Origin of the sequence: Streptomyces sp. NPDC102451 (genome assembly GCF_044765485.1) — a bacterium.
GTDB lineage: Bacteria > Actinomycetota > Actinomycetes > Streptomycetales > Streptomycetaceae > Streptomyces.
On the sequence record NZ_JBIWKD010000005.1, the window covers coordinates 1 to 19,425 of the forward strand.

The window sequence follows — 19,425 nt, forward strand, 5'->3', positions numbered from 1 at the left end:
GTACTGCAGGGGGGACCCTGTGGGAGAGTAGGACGCCGCCGAACAATTATTCCGGGAAAGCCCCGTGCCCTTGTGGCACGGGGCTTTTCTGCGTTCAGAACCATTCTCGGACTGCCGGGATCTCCGTGCCCCAAGCATGGGAGCTCGGGGGCACGGAGGCCGAAGCGGCGGGAGAGCCGTAGTTGCGCATCCCCTACAGCCGGCCGGCTGCCTTCAGCGCGAGGTAGGCGTCAGCCAGCGCGGGGGCCAGGTCGTCGGGTGCGGCATCGACGACCGTGACGCCATGTCGCCGGAGCTGGTCCGCGGTTCGACGGCGCTGGGCCTGGGCCTGCGTGCCCGCGGCGGCCTCGTAGATCGCGTCCACTGTGCCCCGTGCTTGGGCCATCACCTCGACATGGGGATCCGCGACCGCCGCCACCAGAACCGTGTGGCGCTGGGTGAGCTGTGGGAGGACCGGCAGGAGGCCCTCCTCGATCGGCGCGGCGTCCAGGCTCGTGAGCAGGACGATCAGGGAGCGGCGGGGGGCGTTGGCGAGTGCGGCCGTGCTCAGGCCGTGAGCGTCGGTCTCCACGAGCTCCGGCTCCAGCGTGGCCAGGGCGCTGACCAGCGTCGACAGGACGTCTCCTCCCGCTGTCCTTCCCTGCACCCGGGCCCGGACACGCCTGTCGTAAGCGATCAGGTTCACGCGGTCGCCCGCGCGGGTGGCAAGGGCGGTGAGGAGGAGGGTCGCGTCCATGGCGGCGTCGAGCCGCGGTACATCGCCCACCCGGCCCGCTGATGTGCGGCCGGTATCGAGGACGACGAGGATGTGGCGGTCGCGCTCCGGGCGCCAGGTGCGGACAGCGACCGCAGACTGACGTGCGGTTGCCCGCCAGTCGATGGAACGGGTGTCGTCTCCCGGGACGTAGGCGCGCAGGCTGTCGAACTCGGTTCCTTCTCCACGCGTCAGCACACTGGTCCGGCCGTCGAGTTCCCGCAGTCGTGCGAGGCGCGAGGGAAGATGCTTGCGGCTGGTGAAGGGCGGCAGTACCCGGACCGTCCACGGCACGCGGTGGTATCCCTGGCGGGAGGCGAGACCGAGGGGGCCGAACGACCTGATGGTGACGCGGTCGGCCTGGCGGTCTCCGCGCCGCGACGGACGCAGGAGCGTGGTGAGGCGGCGTCGTTCGCCGGCAGGTATGGCGAACTGGTGCCGGGACGATGCCTGTTCGTTCTCCGAGGTCCAGCTGCTGGGGGGCCAGCCATCGCGGAGGTGGGCCCGGAACTTGCGCCGGGACGGGTTGGTCACGGTGAGTTGCACTGCCGCGGTTTCGCCGAGTCGAACGGATGTATCACCGGATCGGGTGAACTGCATCGTTCGCACTGGCGCTGCCAGGGCGTAGTCGCACAGAATTGCCAGTGAGAGCGGGACATTGACCGCGAGCATGCCCGTCCAGCTCGGGGCCAAGACGCCTACAGGGAGTGACCCCAGAGCCGCCACCAGGGCGGCCCGTCCGGTGAGGGCCATGGTCACCGCCTCACCGGGGGACGGGGACGTGGGCGAGGACAGAGGTGATGACGGAGTCCGCGGTGACTCCCTCCATCTCTGCTTCCGGCCGCAGCTGGATGCGATGACGGAGTGTGGGCAGAGCGAGGGCTTTCACATCGTCCGGGGTGACGTAGTCCCGGCCTGTGAGCCAGGCCCATGCCCGTGCGGTGGAGAGCAGCGCGGTGGCTCCTCGGGGGGAGGCGCCGAGGTTCAGCGAGGGGGATTCACGCGTGGCACGACAGATATCCACGACATAGGCGGCGATCTCGGGGGAGACCGAGGTCTTGGCGACGGCGGCGCGTGCCGCTTCGAGGTCGGCGGGGCCGGCCACGGGCTGTATGCCCGCTGCCTTGAGGTCGCGAGGGTTGAACCCGTCCGCATGGCGGGTGAGCACGTTGATCTCGTCCTCGCGTGAGGGAAGGGGGACCGTCAGTTTGAGGAGGAAGCGGTCCAGCTGGGCCTCCGGCAGCGGGTACGTGCCCTCGTATTCCACAGGGTTCTGAGTGGCTGCCACCAGGAACGGGTCGGGCAGTGGCCGGGGAGACCCGTCGATGGTGACCTGGCGTTCCTCCATGGCCTCCAACAGGGAGGACTGCGTCTTGGGAGGGGTCCGGTTGATCTCGTCGGCGAGCAGGAGGTTGGTGAACACCGGTCCGGGCTGGAAGGAGAACTCGGCGGTGCGAGCGTCGTAGACGAGGGAGCCCGTGACGTCGCTCGGCATCAGGTCGGGGGTGAACTGGACGCGTTTGGTGTCCAGTTCGAGAGAGGCGGCAAGTGCGCGGACCAGGAGGGTCTTTGCCACTCCGGGTACGCCTTCCAGCAGGACATGACCTCGACAGAGGAGAGCGACGACGAGTCCGGTCACGGCCGGGTCCTGGCCGACGACGGCCTTGGCGATCTCGGAACGCAGGGCTTCCAAGGATGCGCGGGCGCTGTCGGAGTTCACGGGGGCCGCAGGGGCCCCTGTGGCCGCCGCAAGCTCGGCGGTCTCCGGGGTCGGGGCGCTCATGAAGTGCGTACCTCTCTTTCGAGGGCGTCGAGTTGATCGGTCAGAAGGACAAGCGCGGCGTCATCGGCCGGCGCCGGGCCGAAGAGGAGGGCCCCGGGGGCGTGGCTCGGGTTGCTGAGGCGTGCGGCGACGGCAGGGAGGAGCACAGCGGGGGAATCTGTGTCACGGGGTGACACACCGAGGAGGGGGGAGATGCGGCTGCGTGTGGCGGAGCGCAGGGAGGCCGCGGCGCGGTCACGGGCGTCGGCCCTGCGGTAGAGGCGGGCCCGTCCCTCGGTGGTTTCGGAGGCGCGGATCGCCACCGGCAGTCGCTCGGTGACCAGCGGGCCGAAGCGGCGGCCGCGCCAGATGGCGGCGAGGACGGCGGCGAGGGCCAGTTGGAGGGTGCCCCAGAGCCAGCCCGAGGGGATGAGGCCGATGAAGCCGCTCTCCCCTCCGGATCCGCCGTCGGTGTTGTCGTTGCCGCCGGAGCTGCCTCCGGCTGCTGAGGGATCGTCGAGCGAGGGGAGGTACCAGACGAGATGTGGGCGGGAGCCGAGGAGTTGCAGGCCCAGCGAGGCGTTGCCCTGCTGGTCGAGACGGTCGTTGTAGAGGATGTCGGGGGAGCCGAGCAGCACGGTGTCGCCGGTTTCCTGCCCCGGCAGGACGAGCAGGGGGGCCAGTCCGTTGTCCGGGTAGCAGGCGGTGGCCCCAGGGGCGTCCGTCGCGTAGTGGACGCCACCCATGTCGGTGGCTCCCGCGGCGCGGGCCGCGGGGAGTTCGCAGCGTGGCGGGCGGGTGGTCAGCGGGCCGTGCGCTTCCTGGCGTACGCCGGGGGCGAGCCGGGTGACGGAGGGGCCGGCGGGGGCGATGAGGACGGTACGGCCTGCGGAGCCGGCGGTCGCCGTGTGAAGGCGGTGCTGCTGGTGGGCGGTGAGCATGTTGGGCCCGGCGACGAGCAGGGTGGTGTCGGGGCCTGTGGCCCCGATGGCCTCGTCGAGGGTGGTGGCCGTGTCGACGGAGACGCCGCGGTCCTTGAGGAGTTCGGCGACGGCCCGGCTGCCGTAGGGGTCCGCGGATCGGGGATCGAGCCGCCCGTGCTGGCCGCCGGAGCGAACGGCGGCGAGGGTGACCCCGGCGACGACGAGGATGAGGACGGCGAACAGCAGCCCCCGGGCACGTCGCCAGATCTGTTGGGGGCTGCGGGATTGCGATGTGGCGGGGACGGCCGCGGTGGTGGTCATCGGGCGGCTCCTCGGGCGGCTCCGGTTGCCGGCAGGGGCTTGGCCGCCTCGAGGTCCAGGTCGAGGGTGCACAGGTCCAGGTACGCGGCCTCGTCGGCGGTGCGGCCGCCGTATGTGACGTCGTCGAAGACCAGGGCGGCGGCGCGGAGTCGGTCGGCGTGCGCGGGCATCAGCCGGCCTGCCTCGGTCGCCGCCTCGTCCGCGGTGCGGCCGGGGCGTGGGCCGAGCACGGCCCGGTCCTCGAGGGAGCGTACGAGGGCGCGCATGCGTTCCTGGACGGCTTCGGTCCAGCGCCGGGCTTCGGCGTGTGCGGCAGCCGTGGCGCGGTGGTCGGCCGTGCTGCGGATGGTGCTGCCGAAGAGTGTCTCCGGGGAACGGGCGGTGCGCCGCGGTGTGCCGAGCCTCCACCACAGGGCGGCCCCCAGACCGGCGAGGGCCAGCACGAGTACGACGAGCCCGAGCGGGCCGCCGGGGGCGGCCCCGGCGGCACCGGAGAGGAGATCTCCGATCCAGTCCCAGAAGCGGTCGAGGCCACGTTCGAGGAGGTTCGGATCGTGTTCGTGGTACATCGGGTCGGACAGTTCGTCCTGCGCCGCTTCGCGGGCGGGGACGCGTGGTGTGTCCACGGGTATGTCCTCGCCCGCCCTGATGAGCCGTACCGCTGTGGTGCCCCCCGCCCCCGTCACCGCATCAGCTCCTGGGGTCGTCGTAGCCGGGCAGGCCCGCGGCCCGGGCGAGTTCCAGGTCGAGCGCCTCGCGGCGGATGCGCTGGTCGACGTAGAGCAGGGCCATCACTCCGGCGGTGAAGGGGTAGGCGAGCGTCGAGATGATCACTTCGCCGATGCCCGAGATGATGAGGAAGGGCCAGCCGAAGTCCGTGGAGCTGCTGTTGAGGAACTCGCTCAGGCCGTCACTGTCCACGGTCACGGCGATGATGCCGAACGGGATCGCGATGATCAAGGTCAGGATGATGACCAGCAGGTAGGTGAGCGCCAGGATGCCGAACGTCCGCCACCAGTTGCCCCTGACCAGTTTGGCGGACCGGCGCAGCGAGGTGAGTACGGGCTGCCGTTCCAGCATCAGCGCCGGCGCTGCGAGCGTGAAGCGGATCATCAGCCAGAGAACGACGGCACAGGCGCCGAGGAAGCCGAGGAAGGTCAGGGCGAGCCCGCCCGCACCGTCGCCGAGGGCCAGGCCGGGAAGCAGACCCACCGCCATGATCGCGGCGCTCATCAGGCTCAGCAGAAGTGTCAGCCCGAGGAGCGGCAGAAGCCGGGGGCGGGCCTCGGACCACGCTTCGGAGAGGGTCACACCCCGGCCCAGCACGGAGCGGCTGATCACCACGGTGAGGACCGAGGTGGTGATGAGAGTGGCGATCATCGCGATGAGCGTGCTGGGGGCGCTGTTGATCAGCTGGGACTGTGCCGAGTCGGTCGCCTGGCGGAGGGCCTCGGCCCCGGTCGCGTTCGGGTCGACCGACTCCTGCTCGGGCAGGAGGTAGCGCTGCACGAGGATGACCACGATCTCGGCGATCACGGAGACGGTGAGGCTGATGCCCAGCACCGTGCGCCAGTGGGTGCGCATGGTGGACACCGCACCGTCGAGGATCTCGCCGACCCCGAGGGGGCGGAGCGGGATGACGCCGGGCTTCGCCGCCGGGGGCCGGTGGCCCCATCCGGGTCCTCCCTGCGGCATGCCGCCCCAGCCCGGTGCGGGCGGAGGCGCGCCCGGCCCGGTGCCAGGGGCGCTCGGCGGGGACCACTGTCCCGGGGGCGGCTGTGCGGGAGACCACTGTCCGGCCGGCCCGCTTCCGTCGACGGGAGCGGAGGGTTTGGGAATGCCCTTCTCCTGACCGTCGGAGGGGGCGGATCCGGGCGAGGCCCAGCCCGGAGAGTCGTTCATCGTCGCTCCTTCACAGTCCTGCCCGCTCATCGGGGCGGCAGGTTGCCAGCCATCGTGCCACGCGTCGGTGCGGTGCGGGCCTGGCGCCGTATCTCCTTCTTGCCTTCGTGCGCGGGCGGTTCAGCGGGCAGACTGGGCAGATGGCTGATCAGGACGCGCAAACGCCGGTGGGCACCGAGCCTCCGGCCCTCTCCGCACTCCGCTGGACCGAGCCTCCGGAAGGGCCTGCGGTGGTGCTCCTCGACCAGACGCGGCTGCCCGCCGAGGAGGCCGAGCTGGTGTGCGCCGACGTGCCCGCGCTGGTGCGGGCGATCCGGACGCTGGCGGTGCGGGGTGCGCCGCTGCTGGGTATCGCCGGGGGCTACGGGGTGGCGCTGGCAGCGGCCCGGGGTGAGGACGTGGTGCGGGCCTCGGAGCTGCTGGAACAGGCGCGGCCCACCGCGGTGAACCTCGGGTACGGGGCGCGGCGGGTGGCGCGGGTGTACCAGGACGCCGCCGGGAGCGGGTCCGGCCCGGAGGGGGCCGCCCTGGCGGCGCTGGCCGAGGCGCGGGCTCTGCATCAGGAGGACGCGGCGGCCAGTGGGCGCATGGCGCAGTACGGTCTGGAACTGCTCGCGGAGCTCCTGCCGGGGGAGCGGGGGCACCGGCTGCTGACCCATTGCAACACCGGGGCGCTCGTGTCCGGCGGCGCGGGGACGGCCTTCGCGGTGGCTCTGAGGGCGCACCGGAAGGGCAGCCTGCGGCAGCTGTGGGTGGACGAGACCAGGCCGCTGCTCCAGGGGGCCCGGCTGACGGCGTACGAGGCGGGGCGGAACGGGATGCCGTACAGCTTGCTCACGGACAGCGCGGCGGGTTCGCTGTTTGCGGCGGGGGAGGTGGATGCCGTAATCATCGGGGCGGACCGCATCGCCGCGGACGGCTCGGTGGCCAACAAGGTGGGGAGCTATCCGTTGGCGGTGCTCGCGAAGTACCACCATGTGCCGTTCATCGTCGTTGCGCCGACGACCACGGTCGATCTGGAGACCGTGGACGGCACATCGATCGTCGTGGAGCAGCGTTCCGCGGCGGAAGTGACAGAGTTCACATCGAGGCCGGGCGTTCCGGCCGGAGGCGAAGGGGGCGGGACGGTGGTCGCGCCCCCGGGAACCAAGGCGTACAACCCCGCATTCGACATCACGCCGCCCGAACTGGTCACGGCGATCGTCACGGAGGAGGGCGTTATTTCCCCGGTCACGGGGGTCGGACTGGCAGAGCTGTGTGCCAGGTCATCGCAGGTAACGATTAGCTAATGGGATGATGTCGTTTATGAAGGGACGCGTCCTTGTCGTCGACGACGACACCGCACTGGCCGAGATGCTCGGCATTGTGCTGCGGGGAGAAGGTTTCGAACCGTCGTTCGTAGCGGACGGCGACAAGGCACTGGCCGCATTTCGTGAGGCCAAGCCGGACCTGGTGCTGCTGGACCTCATGCTGCCCGGACGGGACGGCATCGAGGTCTGCAGGCTGATCAGGGCCGAGTCAGGTGTGCCGATCGTCATGCTCACTGCCAAGAGCGACACGGTGGATGTGGTGGTGGGCCTGGAATCCGGGGCCGACGACTACATCGTCAAGCCGTTCAAGCCGAAGGAGTTGGTCGCCCGGATCAGGGCGCGTTTGCGGAGGTCCGAAGAGCCCGCGCCGGAACAGCTGACGATCGGTGACCTGGTCATCGACGTGGCCGGCCACTCGGTGAAGCGGGAGGGGCAGTCCATCGCCCTGACCCCGCTGGAGTTCGACCTGCTGGTCGCTCTCGCCCGTAAGCCGTGGCAGGTCTTCACGCGTGAGGTACTGCTCGAGCAGGTGTGGGGTTATCGCCACGCCGCCGACACCCGTCTGGTGAACGTGCACGTCCAGCGGCTCCGCTCGAAGGTGGAGAAGGACCCGGAGCGGCCGGAGATCGTCGTGACCGTCCGTGGTGTCGGTTACAAGGCCGGACCGAGCTGACATGACCCTGGGCAGCGCTGCTCCGCCACCCGGGGTGCCCGGGGCCCGTACGGAGCGGGCTGCCGGTCAGGCACGGGGTGCTTCTCGTTTCGGCCGGGCCCCGCTGGGCGGCCGGTTGTTCCGCGACCGGACGCCCGGCGGCCCCGTGCCGCGGCTGCTGATGCGGTGGATCCGCGGTCCGCTGCTGCCGGCTGTCCGCCTGTGGCGGCGCAATCTGCAGCTCCGTGTCGTGGCGGGGACGCTGCTGATGTCGATCGCCGTGGTGCTCCTCCTCGGCTTCGTCGTGATCGGGCAGGTCCGCAACGGACTGCTCGAGGCGAAGGGGAATGCCGCGCAGACCCAGGCGGCCGGCGGTTTCGCGGCGGCGCAGACGAACGCGAACGCGCCGCTGGTCCCCGGGGACCAGAGCGAGGAGGGTGCCGACGGGATGACCGCCAACACCTCCTGGCGGACCGAGCTCGTCGACCAGCTCGCCAGCGGTGGCACGAACGCCTTCAACGTGGTGGCGCTCAGCCCCGACACCGGCGGCCACGGCACCACCAGCCGAGCCCCGCGGGGCTCGGGCAGTGTGGAGGCGTCCTCCATCCCGCAGAAGCTGCGGGACGACGTGGGCAAGGGCGCGGGCGCCTTCCAGACGTACTCGCTGATCCGGTACTCCTACGGGAAGGATCCGGAGCCCGGTCTCGTGGTGGGCAAGCGGCTCTACGACGTCGACCACAACCCGTACGAGCTGTACTACCTCTTCCCGCTCACGCAGGAGGAGAAGTCGCTGACCCTGGTCACGACGACCCTGGCCACGGCCGGGCTGTTCGTGGTCGTGCTGCTCGGTGCCATCGCCTGGTTCGTGGTGCGCCAGGTCGTCACGCCCGTACGGATGGCGGCGGGGATCGCCGAGAGGCTCTCGGCCGGCCGGCTCCAGGAACGGATGAAGGTCACCGGTGAGGACGACATCGCACGCCTCGGTGAGGCCTTCAACAAGATGGCGCAGAATCTGCAGCTGAAGATCCAGCAGCTGGAGGAGCTCTCCCGTATGCAGCGGCGTTTCGTCTCGGACGTCAGTCATGAGCTGCGTACGCCGCTGACGACCGTGCGGATGGCCGCCGATGTCATCCATGAGGCGCGCGTCGACTTCGACCCGGTCACGGCCCGGTCCGCCGAGCTGCTGGGGGACCAGCTCGACCGCTTCGAGTCGCTCCTGTCCGACCTGCTGGAGATCAGCAGGTTCGACGCGGGGGCCGCGGCGCTGGAAGCCGAGCCGATAGACCTGCGCACCGTCGTGCGGCGGGTGATCGGCGGGGCCGAGCCGCTGGCGGAGCGCAAGGGCACGCGGATCCGGGTGGTGGGTGACGAACAGCCCGTGGTCGCGGAGGCCGACGCGCGCCGTGTCGAGCGGGTCCTGCGCAATCTCGTCGTCAACGCCGTCGAGCACGGCGAGGGCCGGGACGTGATCGTGCGGATGGGTGTCGCGCAGGGTGCCGTGGCCGTGGCGGTCAGGGACTACGGCGTGGGCCTCAAGCCGGGCGAGGCGACCCGGGTCTTCAACCGCTTCTGGCGGGCGGATCCGGCACGTGCCCGCACCACCGGCGGCACGGGGCTCGGACTGTCGATCGCCGTCGAGGACGCCCGGCTGCACGGGGGCTGGCTGCAGGCCTGGGGCGAGCCCGGTGGCGGCTCGCAGTTCCGGCTGACCCTGCCGCGTACGGCGGACGAGCCGCTGCGCGGTTCGCCGATACCCCTGGAGCCGGAGGACTCCCGGCGCAACCGGGAGGACCGTGAACGTGCGGAGGCGGCGGCGCCGGTGAGCGATCACCGGCTGATGTCCGTACCGAGCCAGACGGGTTCCACGGCGCGTTCGCACCTGGGCGTGCGGGCGCACGGGTCTGTGGCACCGCGTGCGACGGCGATGGTCGATCCGGCGGCCCTGCCGGGCAGCGGAGCACGTGTGGTGTCACGGCCGGCCGGGGAGCGGCCGGGCGGGGACGCCGACCCAGAGACGCAGGTTCCGGAGCAGGAGGACACGACTCGTGGACACTGACCGTCGTCGGGGCGGCCGGGCGGTGCGGTTGTCCGTGCTGCTCGGCTGTGGCGTCCTGGTGCTCGCCGGGTGCGGAGCGATGCCGGTCACCGGGGACGTGAAGGCGGTCGACGCCTCGCAGCCGGGCGACTCCCAGGTCCAGGTGTACGCCGTGCCTCCGCGGGAGGGCGCCACGCCCATCGAAGTCGTCGACGGTTTCCTGGAGTCGATGACCAGTGACGACCCCGATTTCCGGACGACCCGCCAGTATCTGACCGAGGAAGCCGGCCGCACCTGGCAGCCGGGCGAGGGCACCACGGTGCTCGCGAAAGCACCCAGCCGTAACGGGCCCACGATCCACGACAAGGAACGCGGGGCCGCCGAGACCACGTACACGCTGACCGGCGAACAGGTGGCGGCGGTCGACGCGCAGAGTTCGTACCGGCCGCTGGCCCCGTCGGAGTACGACCAGATGCTCCATCTGGTCCGGGAGAAGGGCGCGGACGGCAAGCAGGAATGGCGCATCGACGTCGTCCCGGACGGTCTGGTGCTCGGGCAGTCGGACTTCAAGCGCCTCTACCGGTCGGTGAACAAGTACTACTTCGCCGCCGGGCGGACGGACGAGGCGGCCGCGCTGGTCGCCGATCCCGTCTACGTACGGAACCGCACGGATCCCGTCACGCGGATGGACACCGCCACCCAGACGGTGCGGACGCTGCTGGAGGGCCCGTCGAACTGGCTGAGGCCTGTGGTCGATTCGCGCTTCCCCGTGGGTACGGCGCTGAAGAGCGGGGTCACCTCGCTGACGACGGACGACCAGAACGTCCTGAAGGTGCCGCTCAACAAGAAGGCCGACGGGGCCGGTCAGGACGCCTGCAGGATGATGGCGGCCCAGGTGCTCTTCACCCTGCGGGACCTGACGTCCGCCCGGGTGGGGCAGGTGGAGCTGCAGGGTGAGCGGGGGCCGCTGTGCTCACTCGGAGCCGATGAGGCCGAGGACTTCGCCGCGGGCAACGGTTCCGACGATCCCGACAGCCAGTACTTCGTGGACGACAAGGGGCATGTGCAGCGCATCCCCGGCAGCAGCAAGGGCAGCGGTGACCCGGAGCCGGTCATCGGGCCGCTGGGCAGCGGGACGGTGCCCATGAGCGCCGTCGGCGTGGCCAGGGACGAGCAGCAGGCCGCCGCCGTCTCGGAGAACCAGCAGCACCTCTACGTGTCCTCCCTCACCGAGGAGAGCGAGCCGGCGGCCCCTGTGGTGACCAGTGGCGCGAAGAAGGCCGCGGACCGGTTGTCGGCACCGAGCTGGGACGGCAGGGGTGATCTGTGGGTCGCCGACCGTGATCCGTCGGATCCCCGGCTGCTGCGTCTGGCCGGCGGTGCCGGAGAGCCGCAGGAGGTCTTGGTTCCGGGGCTGAACGGCGGCCGGATCGAGGCGCTGCGGATGTCCTCGGACGGCGTACGGATCGCTCTGCGGGTGTCGAGGGACGGGCACACGACGCTGCACATCGGCCGGGTCGAGCGTCACGGTTCGGGAGACACCGAGCAGGTCTCGGTGGAGGACCTGCGTCAGGCGGCGCCCCAGCTGGCCGAGGTGACGGCGGTTTCCTGGTCCGGCCGCAGCCGTCTCGTGGTGGTCGGCAAGGAGGAGGGCGGCGTGCAGCAGGTGCGTTACGTCCAGGCCGACGGGTCCACCTCGTCCTCGGGGGTCCTGCCGGGCGTGAACCAGGTGACGGCCGTGGCCGCTGCCGACGACGAGCAGCTGCCGCTGATGGCGGACACCGAGAGCGACGGGATCGTGAAGCTCTCGCCGGGGGACAACTGGCAGACCGTTCTCAAGGACGGCTCCTCGCTGGTCTACCCGGGCTGAGCGGGGCGGTTCGCGAGGGCTGCCCCGTCGTCCCGTGCGGGCGGCGGAGTGGCGCCGGTTTTCCACAGGGGTTTTCCACAGGGGTGGCCGTGTGGCCGCCGGGCCGGTCACAGTGGGACCGTGCGCGGCTGGTGGCAGGAGATCGCAGGGCTGGTGCTGCCCGTGGCCTGCGGTGGCTGCGGCAGGCCACGGACCGGGCTGTGCGAGGAGTGTGCCGCCGTTCTGGCTGCCGGGCCGCGCCGGGTGAGGCCCACGCCCGAGCCGGCGGGGCTCCCGGCGGTCCATGCGGTGGCGCCGTACGAGAACGCCGTACGGGCGATGCTGCTGGCCCACAAGGAGCGTGGGGCACTCGGCCTTGCCGGAGTGCTCGGCGGGGCGCTGGCGGCCGCTGTACGGGCCGGAGCGGGGCATGCGGGTGACGCCGGCCCGCTGCTGCTGGTTCCCGTGCCGTCCGCGCGGCGGGCCACGGCCGGACGAGGGCACGATCCGGTGCGCAGGATCGCGGCCGCCGCGGCGGCCGAGCTTCGGCGCGGAGGCACGCGGGCCCGGGTGTTCGCCGTGCTGCGGCAGCGGCGTGCGGTGGCTGACCAGGCGGGGCTCGGGGCCCGGGAGCGGCAGGTGAACCTGGCGGGTGCCCTCGTCGTCGCGGAGGGCGGCCGGAGGCTGCTCGACGGGGGCCGGGTGGTGCTGGTGGACGACCTGCTGACGACGGGGTCGTCGCTGGCCGAGGCAGCTCGTGCGGTCCGTGCGGTGCGTACGGACCGTGCCGCGAGCCGTGCGGGCGACGGCACGGTGGAAGGGCTGCGCGCCGCGGTTGTCGCAGCTTCTCCTTCTGCCTTCGAAATAAACCGGAACTGACAGATAACTTGCATCGTTGCAGGTAGTGAGTGGGTAAAGGGCCCCGATCGGAGGTACGCGTGAGTAGCGGGTGCCGACACAGTGGTGGGCAGGCTATGTTCGGTTGTGAGGGACGGTGAATTCCGTACCTCTGTGAATGCGCCACCAGGTTTCGGGCAGGTAACTCACCGGTACGCCAGAAGCATGGAAATCGGTGGGGTGGAGTCCCTGCCGATGGGGGAGGAGGAGGTGACAGCCACCGAGTCCGCGGCTCCGGCGATCACCGGAGCCTGGTGCAAAAGGGAGATGCTCCGCCGCCGAAGCGGAGCGATCCGGGAACGGAGTTCTGCGTGGACATCGTCGTCAAGGGCCGCAAGACCGAGGTACCCGAGCGGTTCCGCAAGCACGTGGCCGAGAAGCTGAAGCTGGACAAGATCCAGAAGTTCGACGGCAAGGTGATCAGCCTCGACGTCGAGGTGTCCAAGGAGCCCAATCCCCGTCAGGCCGACCGTGCGGCAAGGGTGGAGATCACGCTCCGCTCGCGTGGGCCGGTCATCCGGGCGGAAGCAGCGGCAGGCGACCCGTACGCAGCGCTTGACCTGGCAACCGACAAGCTGGACACACAGCTGCGCAAGGAGCACGACAAGCGCTACAGCAGGCGCGGCAACGGCCGGCTGTCCGCAGCCACGGTCGGAGAGGTCGTGCCGGACGCCGCCTCGTTCAACGGGGACGGTGAACTGATCCCGACGGAGCCGGAGCCGTCCGTGCCCACCACCAGGATCGGTTCGCTCGAGGTGCAGGGCGAGGGACCGCTCGTGGTGCGCGAGAAGACGCACGTCGCTGCGCCGATGACACTCGACCAGGCGCTCTACGAGATGGAGCTGGTCGGGCACGACTTCTATCTGTTCGTCGACTCCGAGACCAAGGAGCCCAGTGTCGTCTACCGGCGGCACGCCTATGACTACGGTGTCATCCACCTGAGGACCGACCCGCTGGCCTCCGACGAGGCGGGCGGCGCGGGCGGTGCGCTCGGCGGCTGACACCCATCGCTCACAGCCGATACGCGGTGCCCCCGGAAGCGTCAGCGCGCTCCCGGGGGCACCGCTTCGGCGGCCAGGCATGAAATCATGGCGACCCAGGCCAATCAGTGCTCTGTGCACTGCCGTTGGCGGACAGCCTGTGACCTCAGGCAGTGGCCTTCAGGGGGAGGAACGATGGCGGACACCTTCGGGCCCGTGCGCGGGACGAACGATGCCGACAGCGCTGCCGGTGCGGATTCCGTTGCGGACGACGGAAGTTCCCGCAAGGAACCCATCAGGGTTCTCGTGGTGGACGACCACGCGCTCTTCCGCCGAGGCCTGGAGATCGTCCTCGCGCAGGAGGAGGACATCCAGGTCGTCGGAGAGGCGGGGGACGGGGCGGAGGCGGTCGACAAGGCGGCGGACCTGCTGCCCGACATCGTGCTGATGGACGTGAGGATGCCCAAGCGCGGCGGCATCGAAGCCTGCACCTCCATCAAGGAGGTGGCCCCCAGCGCGAAGATCATCATGCTGACGATCAGCGACGAGGAGGCCGACCTCTACGAGGCGATCAAGGCGGGCGCCACCGGCTATCTGCTCAAGGAGATCTCGACCGACGAGGTGGCCACGGCCATTCGCGCGGTGGCGGACGGCCAGTCCCAGATCAGCCCGTCGATGGCCTCCAAACTGCTCACCGAGTTCAAGTCGATGATTCAGCGCACCGACGAGCGCAGACTCGTTCCCGCGCCGCGGCTCACCGAGCGTGAGCTGGAAGTGCTCAAACTCGTGGCCACGGGCATGAACAACCGCGATATCGCCAAGGAATTGTTCATTTCCGAGAACACGGTGAAGAACCACGTCCGCAATATCCTGGAGAAGCTTCAGCTGCACTCCCGGATGGAAGCGGTGGTCTATGCCATGCGGGAGAAGATCCTCGAGATCAGGTAGCGGAGGGGCGCACCGCGTCCGGCGCCTACGGGAGGGCGCGGGCGATTTCCGCCATGAGCGGCTCGCGCAGCTCGGGTGCGTCGACACGCTCCAGCCGTACGTCCGTGCAGCCGACCCAGGACGCCGCCTCCACGAGAGCCTCGGCCATGGGCGTCACGGACTTCCCGTTGTCCAGGGACACCTGGCGGGCGACCAGCGTGGTCCCCTCCCTGGCCGGATCGACCCGGCCCCGCAGCCTGCCGCCCGCGAGCAGCGGCATCGCGAAGTAGCCGTGGATCCGCTTGGCCCGGGGGACGTACGCCTCCAGGCGGTGCGTGAAGGCGAAGATCCGCTCCGTACGCGCCCGCTCCCAGATCAGTGAGTCGAAGGGCGACAGCAGCGTCGTACGGTGGCGTCCGCGCGGCTCCGAGGCGAGGGCGTCGGGGTGGGCCCAGGCGGGCTTCGCCCAGCCCCGCACCGACACCGGTACCAGTCCGGAGTCCGCCACGACGGCGTCGAACTGCTCGGCCTTGATCCGGTGGTAGTCGGCGATGTCCGCCCGGGTGCCCACGCCCAGCGACTGACCCGCCAGGGCCACCAGCCGGCGCAGGCACTCCCTGTCGTCCAGGTCGTCGTGGAGCAGGGCGTCCGGGATCGCGCGCTCCGCCAGGTCGTAGACCCGCTTCCAGCCGCGGCGCTCGGTGCACACCACCTCGCCGTACATCAGGGCCCGCTCGACGGCGACCTTGGACGCCGACCAGTCCCACCACTCGCCACCGTTCTTCGCGCCGCCGAGCTCCGTCGCCGTGAGCGGGCCCTCGGAGCGCAGCTGGTCGATCACCTTCTCGTACGACCCGTCGGGCAGGTCGTGGCTCCAGTGCGGCCGGCCCCGGTAGGCGCGGCGGCGGAACGCGAAGTGCGGCCACTCCTCGACCGGCAGGACGCAGGCGGCGTGCGACCAGTACTCGAAGGACCGGCCGCCCGACCAATAGGCCTCGTCGACCGCGCGGCGGCCGAGCGCGCCGAGACGTGCGTACGGCACGAGCTCGTGGGACCTGGCCAGGACCGAGATGGTGTCGAGCTGGACGGCTCCGAGACGGCGCAGCACCCCGGGGACCCCGCCCCGGCGGTCCGGGGCACCCAGGAGGCCCTGGGTGCGTAGCGCGATACGGCGCGCCTGGTCGGCGGAGAGTTCCAGGACGGGCGGCGGCACAGACGTCATGCGTCGAACCCTAGAGCGCGCCACTGACATCCTGGGCCGGCCGGTGGGGATGGGTGCCGGGCAGCCCCAGATCGGCCGGGAGCAGGGCGCCGTTCCAGGTGTCCCGCCGTATGCCCTTGTTGAACAGGGCAGACCGCTGCTCCCCCTCCATGCGGAACCCCGCACGCAGGGCGACCGCCCGGGACGGGGCGTTGCCGATCTCGGCCCTCCATTCGAGGCGGTCCGCGGCGAGGGCGGTGAAGGCCCAGCGGGCAGCGGCGAGCACCGCTTCGGTCATGTAGCCGGTGCCGCGGTGCTCCTTCGCCGTCCAGAAGCCCACCTCGTACGTGCCCGGCAGGTTGTGGCGGTTGACGCCGAGGGCGCCGACGAGCGGACCACCGTCCCGCAGCAGGACCGCGAAGTTGTACATCGTGTCGTCCTGCCAGCCCGCCGGGGAGAGTTTCTGCGTGAAGAGCTCCGCGTCCGCACGGGTGTACGGCGAGGGGACGACTGTCCAGCGCTGGATCGCCGGATCCTGGCACGCGGTGTACACCGCCTCCGCGTCCGCGGGCTCGAAGGGCCGCATGAACAGGCGTTCCGTGGTGAGCGTGGTGGGTTCCATCTCTGGATTCTGGTGAAGGGGAGCGCGGGAAGCGAGCAGTTTTCGGTGCTTCCCGGCACCTTCCGTCCACTCCGGCCGTTGTCCTTGAAGGGCGCGGCAGCGAGAACGCCGTGGCAGCCCTCCCGGCGTGGCGGGGTCCTCGCTTACGATGGCCGTTGCGGTGGGGTCCACCTGCCGTGCCCGCGCCAGTGTCCATCACACGACCCAGTGCCAGGCCCGACCGGCAAGGAGACCAGCCTCAGTGTCCGTCTTCAACAAGCTCATGCGTGCAGGCGAAGGCAAGATCCTGCGCAAACTGCACCGCATCGCGGACCAGGTCAGCTCCATCGAAGAGGACTTCGTCAACCTCTCCGACGCCGAGCTGCGGGCGCTCACCGACGAGTACAAGGAACGGTACGCGGACGGCGAGAGCCTGGACGACCTGCTTCCCGAAGCATTCGCGACCGTCCGTGAGGCCGCGAAGCGTGTCCTCGGACAGCGCCATTACGACGTCCAGATGATGGGCGGTGCCGCCCTGCACCTCGGCTATGTGGCCGAGATGAAGACCGGGGAGGGCAAGACCCTCGTCGGCACCCTGCCCGCGTATCTCAACGCGCTCTCCGGCAAGGGCGTGCACCTGATCACGGTCAACGACTACCTGGCCGAGCGCGACTCCGAGATGATGGGCCGGGTGCACAAGTTCCTCGGTCTCGAGGTCGGCTGCATCATCGCCAACATGACTCCGGCCCAGCGCCGTGAGCAGTACGCCTGCGACATCACGTACGGCACGAACAACGAGTTCGGTTTCGACTACCTCCGCGACAACATGGCGTGGTCCCAGGACGAGCTCGTCCAGCGCGGCCACAACTTCGCCATCGTCGACGAGGTCGACTCGATCCTCGTCGACGAGGCCCGTACGCCGCTGATCATCTCCGGCCCGGCCGACCAGGCCACCAAGTGGTACGGCGACTTCGCCAAGCTGGTCACGCGTCTCACCAGGGGTGAGGCGGGCAACCCGCTGAAGGGCATCGAGGAGACCGGCGACTACGAGGTCGACGAGAAGAAGCGGACCGTGGCCATCCACGAGCCCGGTGTCTCCAAGGTCGAGGACTGGCTCGGGATCGACAACCTCTACGAGTCGGTGAACACCCCGCTCGTCGGTTACCTCAACAACGCGATCAAGGCCAAGGAACTCTTCAAGAACGACAAGGACTACGTCGTCATCGACGGCGAAGTCATGATCGTCGACGAGCACACCGGCCGTATCCTCGCCGGCCGCCGCTACAACGAGGGCATGCACCAGGCCATCGAGGCGAAGGAAGGGGTGGACATCAAGGACGAGAACCAGACGCTCGCCACGATCACCCTGCAGAACTTCTTCCGCCTCTACGGCAAGCTCTCCGGCATGACCGGTACGGCGATGACCGAGGCCGCCGAGTTCCACCAGATCTACAAGCTCGGCGTCGTGCCGATCCCGACGAACCGGCCCATGGTCCGTGCCGACCAGTCGGACCTGATCTACCGCACCGAGGTCGCCAAGTTCGCCGCGGTCGTCGACGACATCGCCGAGAAGCACGAGAAGGGGCAGCCGATCCTGGTCGGCACGACCTCCGTCGAGAAGTCCGAGTACCTCTCGCAGCAGCTCTCCAAGCGCGGTGTCCAGCACGAGGTCCTCAACGCCAAGCAGCACGACCGTGAGGCGACGATCGTCGCCCAGGCCGGCCGCAAGGGCGCCGTCACGGTCGCCACGAACATGGCCGGCCGAGGCACCGACATCAAGCTCGGCGGCAACCCGGACGACCTCGCCGAGGCGGAGCTACGCCAGCGCGGTCTCGACCCGGTGGAGCACGTCGAGCAGTGGGCGGCCGCGCTGCCCGCCGCGCTGGAGAAGGCCGAGCAGGCCGTGAAGGCGGAGTTCGAAGAGGTCAAGGATCTCGGCGGGCTCTACGTCCTGGGCACCGAGCGGCACGAGTCGCGGCGCATCGACAACCAGCTGCGCGGCCGTTCCGGCCGTCAGGGCGACCCGGGTGAGTCCCGGTTCTACCTGTCGCTGGGCGACGACCTGATGCGGCTGTTCAAGGCGCAGATGGTCGAGCGCGTCATGTCGATGGCGAACGTTCCCGACGACGTCCCCATCGAGAACAAGATGGTGACCCGGGCGATTGCCTCCGCGCAGTCGCAGGTCGAGCAGCAGAACTTCGAGACGCGTAAGAACGTCCTGAAGTACGACGAGGTGCTCAACCGGCAGCGTGAGGTCATCTACGGCGAGCGCCGCCGCGTCCTGGAGGGCGAGGACCTGCAGGACCAGATCCGCCACTTCATGGACGACACGATCGACGACTACATCCGGCAGGAGACCGCCGAGGGCTTCGCCGAGGAGTGGGACCTCGACCGGCTGTGGGGCGCCTTCAAGCAGCTCTACCCGGTGAAGGTCACGGTCGAGGAGCTCGAGGAGGCCGCGGGTGACCTGGCCGGCGTGACCGCCGACTTCATCGCCGAGTCGGTCAAGGACGACATCCACGAGCAGTACGCGGAGCGCGAGAAGACGCTCGGCTCGGACATCATGCGTGAGCTGGAGCGGCGCGTGGTCCTGTCCGTCCTGGACCGCAAGTGGCGTGAGCACCTCTACGAGATGGACTATCTCCAGGAGGGCATCGGCCTGCGGGCCATGGCGCAGAAGGACCCGCTGGTCGAGTACCAGCGCGAGGGCTTCGACATGTTCAACGCCATGATGGAAGGCATCAAGGAGGAGTCCGTCGGCTACCTGTTCAACCTGGAGGTCCAGGTCGAGCAGCAGGTCGAGGAGGTCCCGGTGCAGGCGGACGCGGACCGGACCTCGCTCGAGAAGCAGGACGCGCCGGTGGCGGCCGCGGCCGGCCGCCCGGAGATCCGGGCGAAGGGCCTGGACGCTCCGCAGCGTCCGGACCGGCTGCACTTCTCCGCTCCCACGGTGGACGGGGAGGGCGGTGTCGTCGAGGGTGACTTCTCCAACGGCGACGGTGCGCGGTCCGAGGGCGACGGGATGACGCGTGCGGAGCGCCGTAAGGCGCAGAAGAGTGCGAGTGGGCGGCGCCGTAAGAAGTAGCGCGCGGCGCGCCTGGGAAATGGCCCGGCCCGGACACCGAGTGGTGTCCGGGCCGGGCCATTTGCTTGGCTTCTCCGGGCCTGGGAGGGGAGGTGGCCCCTTACGGGGCGTAGACGGTGCCGCGGGGGGCGCTGGGGCGGTTCTGCGGCTTTCGTGGGGTGTGTCCTCGATCTCCCCCGGGCTCCGTCCGGGGGTAGCCCCAACGGGCTTGGTTTGGTTGCGCCCG

The 19,425-nt window shown here is 70.2% G+C and carries 15 protein-coding genes; 8 read left to right on the forward strand and 7 right to left on the reverse strand.

Features of this window, described 5'->3' with window-relative positions; all coding sequences use genetic code 11:
- Positions 1–193: 193 nt before the first annotated feature.
- Genes ACIRD8_RS12950 through ACIRD8_RS12970 form a run of 5 tightly spaced genes read right to left on the reverse strand, consistent with a single transcriptional unit; the run spans position 194 to position 5,662 of the window.
- Complete coding sequence (locus tag ACIRD8_RS12950) at positions 194–1,507, reverse strand: DUF58 domain-containing protein (RefSeq protein WP_403989685.1); 1,314 nt, start codon at positions 1,505–1,507, stop codon at positions 194–196.
- 10 nt (positions 1,508–1,517) lie between these two features.
- Entirely contained in the window at positions 1,518–2,537 is a 1,020-nt protein-coding gene (locus ACIRD8_RS12955; RefSeq protein ID WP_403989687.1) for an AAA family ATPase, read from the reverse strand.
- A complete protein-coding gene (locus ACIRD8_RS12960; RefSeq protein ID WP_403989689.1) occupies positions 2,534–3,760 on the reverse strand; it encodes a DUF4350 domain-containing protein in 1,227 nt (408 codons plus the stop codon). Before ACIRD8_RS12960 ends, ACIRD8_RS12955 begins: the two co-directional genes overlap by 4 nt.
- On the reverse strand, positions 3,757–4,446 hold the full coding sequence (locus tag ACIRD8_RS12965; protein ID WP_403989691.1) for a DUF4129 domain-containing protein: 690 nt from the start codon (positions 4,444–4,446) through the stop codon (positions 3,757–3,759). Before ACIRD8_RS12965 ends, ACIRD8_RS12960 begins: the two co-directional genes overlap by 4 nt.
- Positions 4,447–4,450: 4 nt before the next feature.
- Entirely contained in the window at positions 4,451–5,662 is a 1,212-nt protein-coding gene (locus ACIRD8_RS12970; protein ID WP_403989693.1) for a glycerophosphoryl diester phosphodiesterase membrane domain-containing protein, read from the reverse strand.
- A 140-nt stretch (positions 5,663–5,802) separates the two neighbouring features.
- Between ACIRD8_RS12970 and mtnA the strand changes: the two genes are divergently transcribed.
- The 7 genes from mtnA (at position 5,803) to ACIRD8_RS13005 (ending at position 14,333) form a co-directional block, all read left to right on the forward strand.
- Entirely contained in the window at positions 5,803–6,951 is a 1,149-nt protein-coding gene (mtnA, locus tag ACIRD8_RS12975; RefSeq protein ID WP_403989695.1) for an S-methyl-5-thioribose-1-phosphate isomerase, read from the forward strand.
- Between the two features lie 4 nt (positions 6,952–6,955).
- On the forward strand, positions 6,956–7,645 hold the full coding sequence (gene mtrA, locus ACIRD8_RS12980; RefSeq protein WP_187282414.1) for a two-component system response regulator MtrA: 690 nt from the start codon (positions 6,956–6,958) through the stop codon (positions 7,643–7,645).
- A 1-nt stretch (position 7,646) separates the two neighbouring features.
- On the forward strand, positions 7,647–9,680 hold the full coding sequence (mtrB, locus tag ACIRD8_RS12985) for an MtrAB system histidine kinase MtrB (RefSeq protein WP_403989697.1): 2,034 nt from the start codon (positions 7,647–7,649) through the stop codon (positions 9,678–9,680).
- 22 nt (positions 9,681–9,702) lie between these two features.
- Positions 9,703–11,529, forward strand: coding sequence for an LpqB family beta-propeller domain-containing protein (locus ACIRD8_RS12990; RefSeq protein WP_403990703.1), 1,827 nt, complete (start codon positions 9,703–9,705; stop codon positions 11,527–11,529).
- 120 nt (positions 11,530–11,649) lie between these two features.
- On the forward strand, positions 11,650–12,387 hold the full coding sequence (locus ACIRD8_RS12995; protein WP_403989699.1) for a ComF family protein: 738 nt from the start codon (positions 11,650–11,652) through the stop codon (positions 12,385–12,387).
- A gap of 329 nt (positions 12,388–12,716) precedes the next feature.
- On the forward strand, positions 12,717–13,406 hold the full coding sequence (gene hpf, locus ACIRD8_RS13000) for a ribosome hibernation-promoting factor, HPF/YfiA family (RefSeq protein WP_099172963.1): 690 nt from the start codon (positions 12,717–12,719) through the stop codon (positions 13,404–13,406).
- Between the two features lie 174 nt (positions 13,407–13,580).
- The gene (locus tag ACIRD8_RS13005; protein ID WP_099172962.1) at positions 13,581–14,333 is read left to right on the forward strand and encodes a response regulator transcription factor; all 753 of its coding nucleotides are present in this window, start codon (positions 13,581–13,583) and stop codon (positions 14,331–14,333) included.
- Between the two features lie 25 nt (positions 14,334–14,358).
- Here ACIRD8_RS13005 and ACIRD8_RS13010 read toward each other — a convergent pair whose 3' ends face one another.
- Both ACIRD8_RS13010 and ACIRD8_RS13015 read right to left on the reverse strand, forming a co-directional pair.
- Complete coding sequence (locus tag ACIRD8_RS13010) at positions 14,359–15,534, reverse strand: winged helix-turn-helix domain-containing protein (RefSeq protein WP_403989701.1); 1,176 nt, start codon at positions 15,532–15,534, stop codon at positions 14,359–14,361.
- A gap of 10 nt (positions 15,535–15,544) precedes the next feature.
- Positions 15,545–16,135 (reverse strand): GNAT family N-acetyltransferase, encoded by a 591-nt coding sequence (locus ACIRD8_RS13015; RefSeq protein ID WP_403989703.1) that lies wholly within the window; start codon positions 16,133–16,135, stop codon positions 15,545–15,547.
- A 241-nt stretch (positions 16,136–16,376) separates the two neighbouring features.
- On the opposite strand from ACIRD8_RS13015, the gene secA reads away from it, so the two are divergent.
- Positions 16,377–19,199: a preprotein translocase subunit SecA gene (gene secA, locus ACIRD8_RS13020; protein ID WP_403989705.1), complete on the forward strand. Its 2,823-nt coding sequence runs from the start codon at positions 16,377–16,379 to the stop codon at positions 19,197–19,199.
- Positions 19,200–19,425 lie beyond the last annotated feature (226 nt).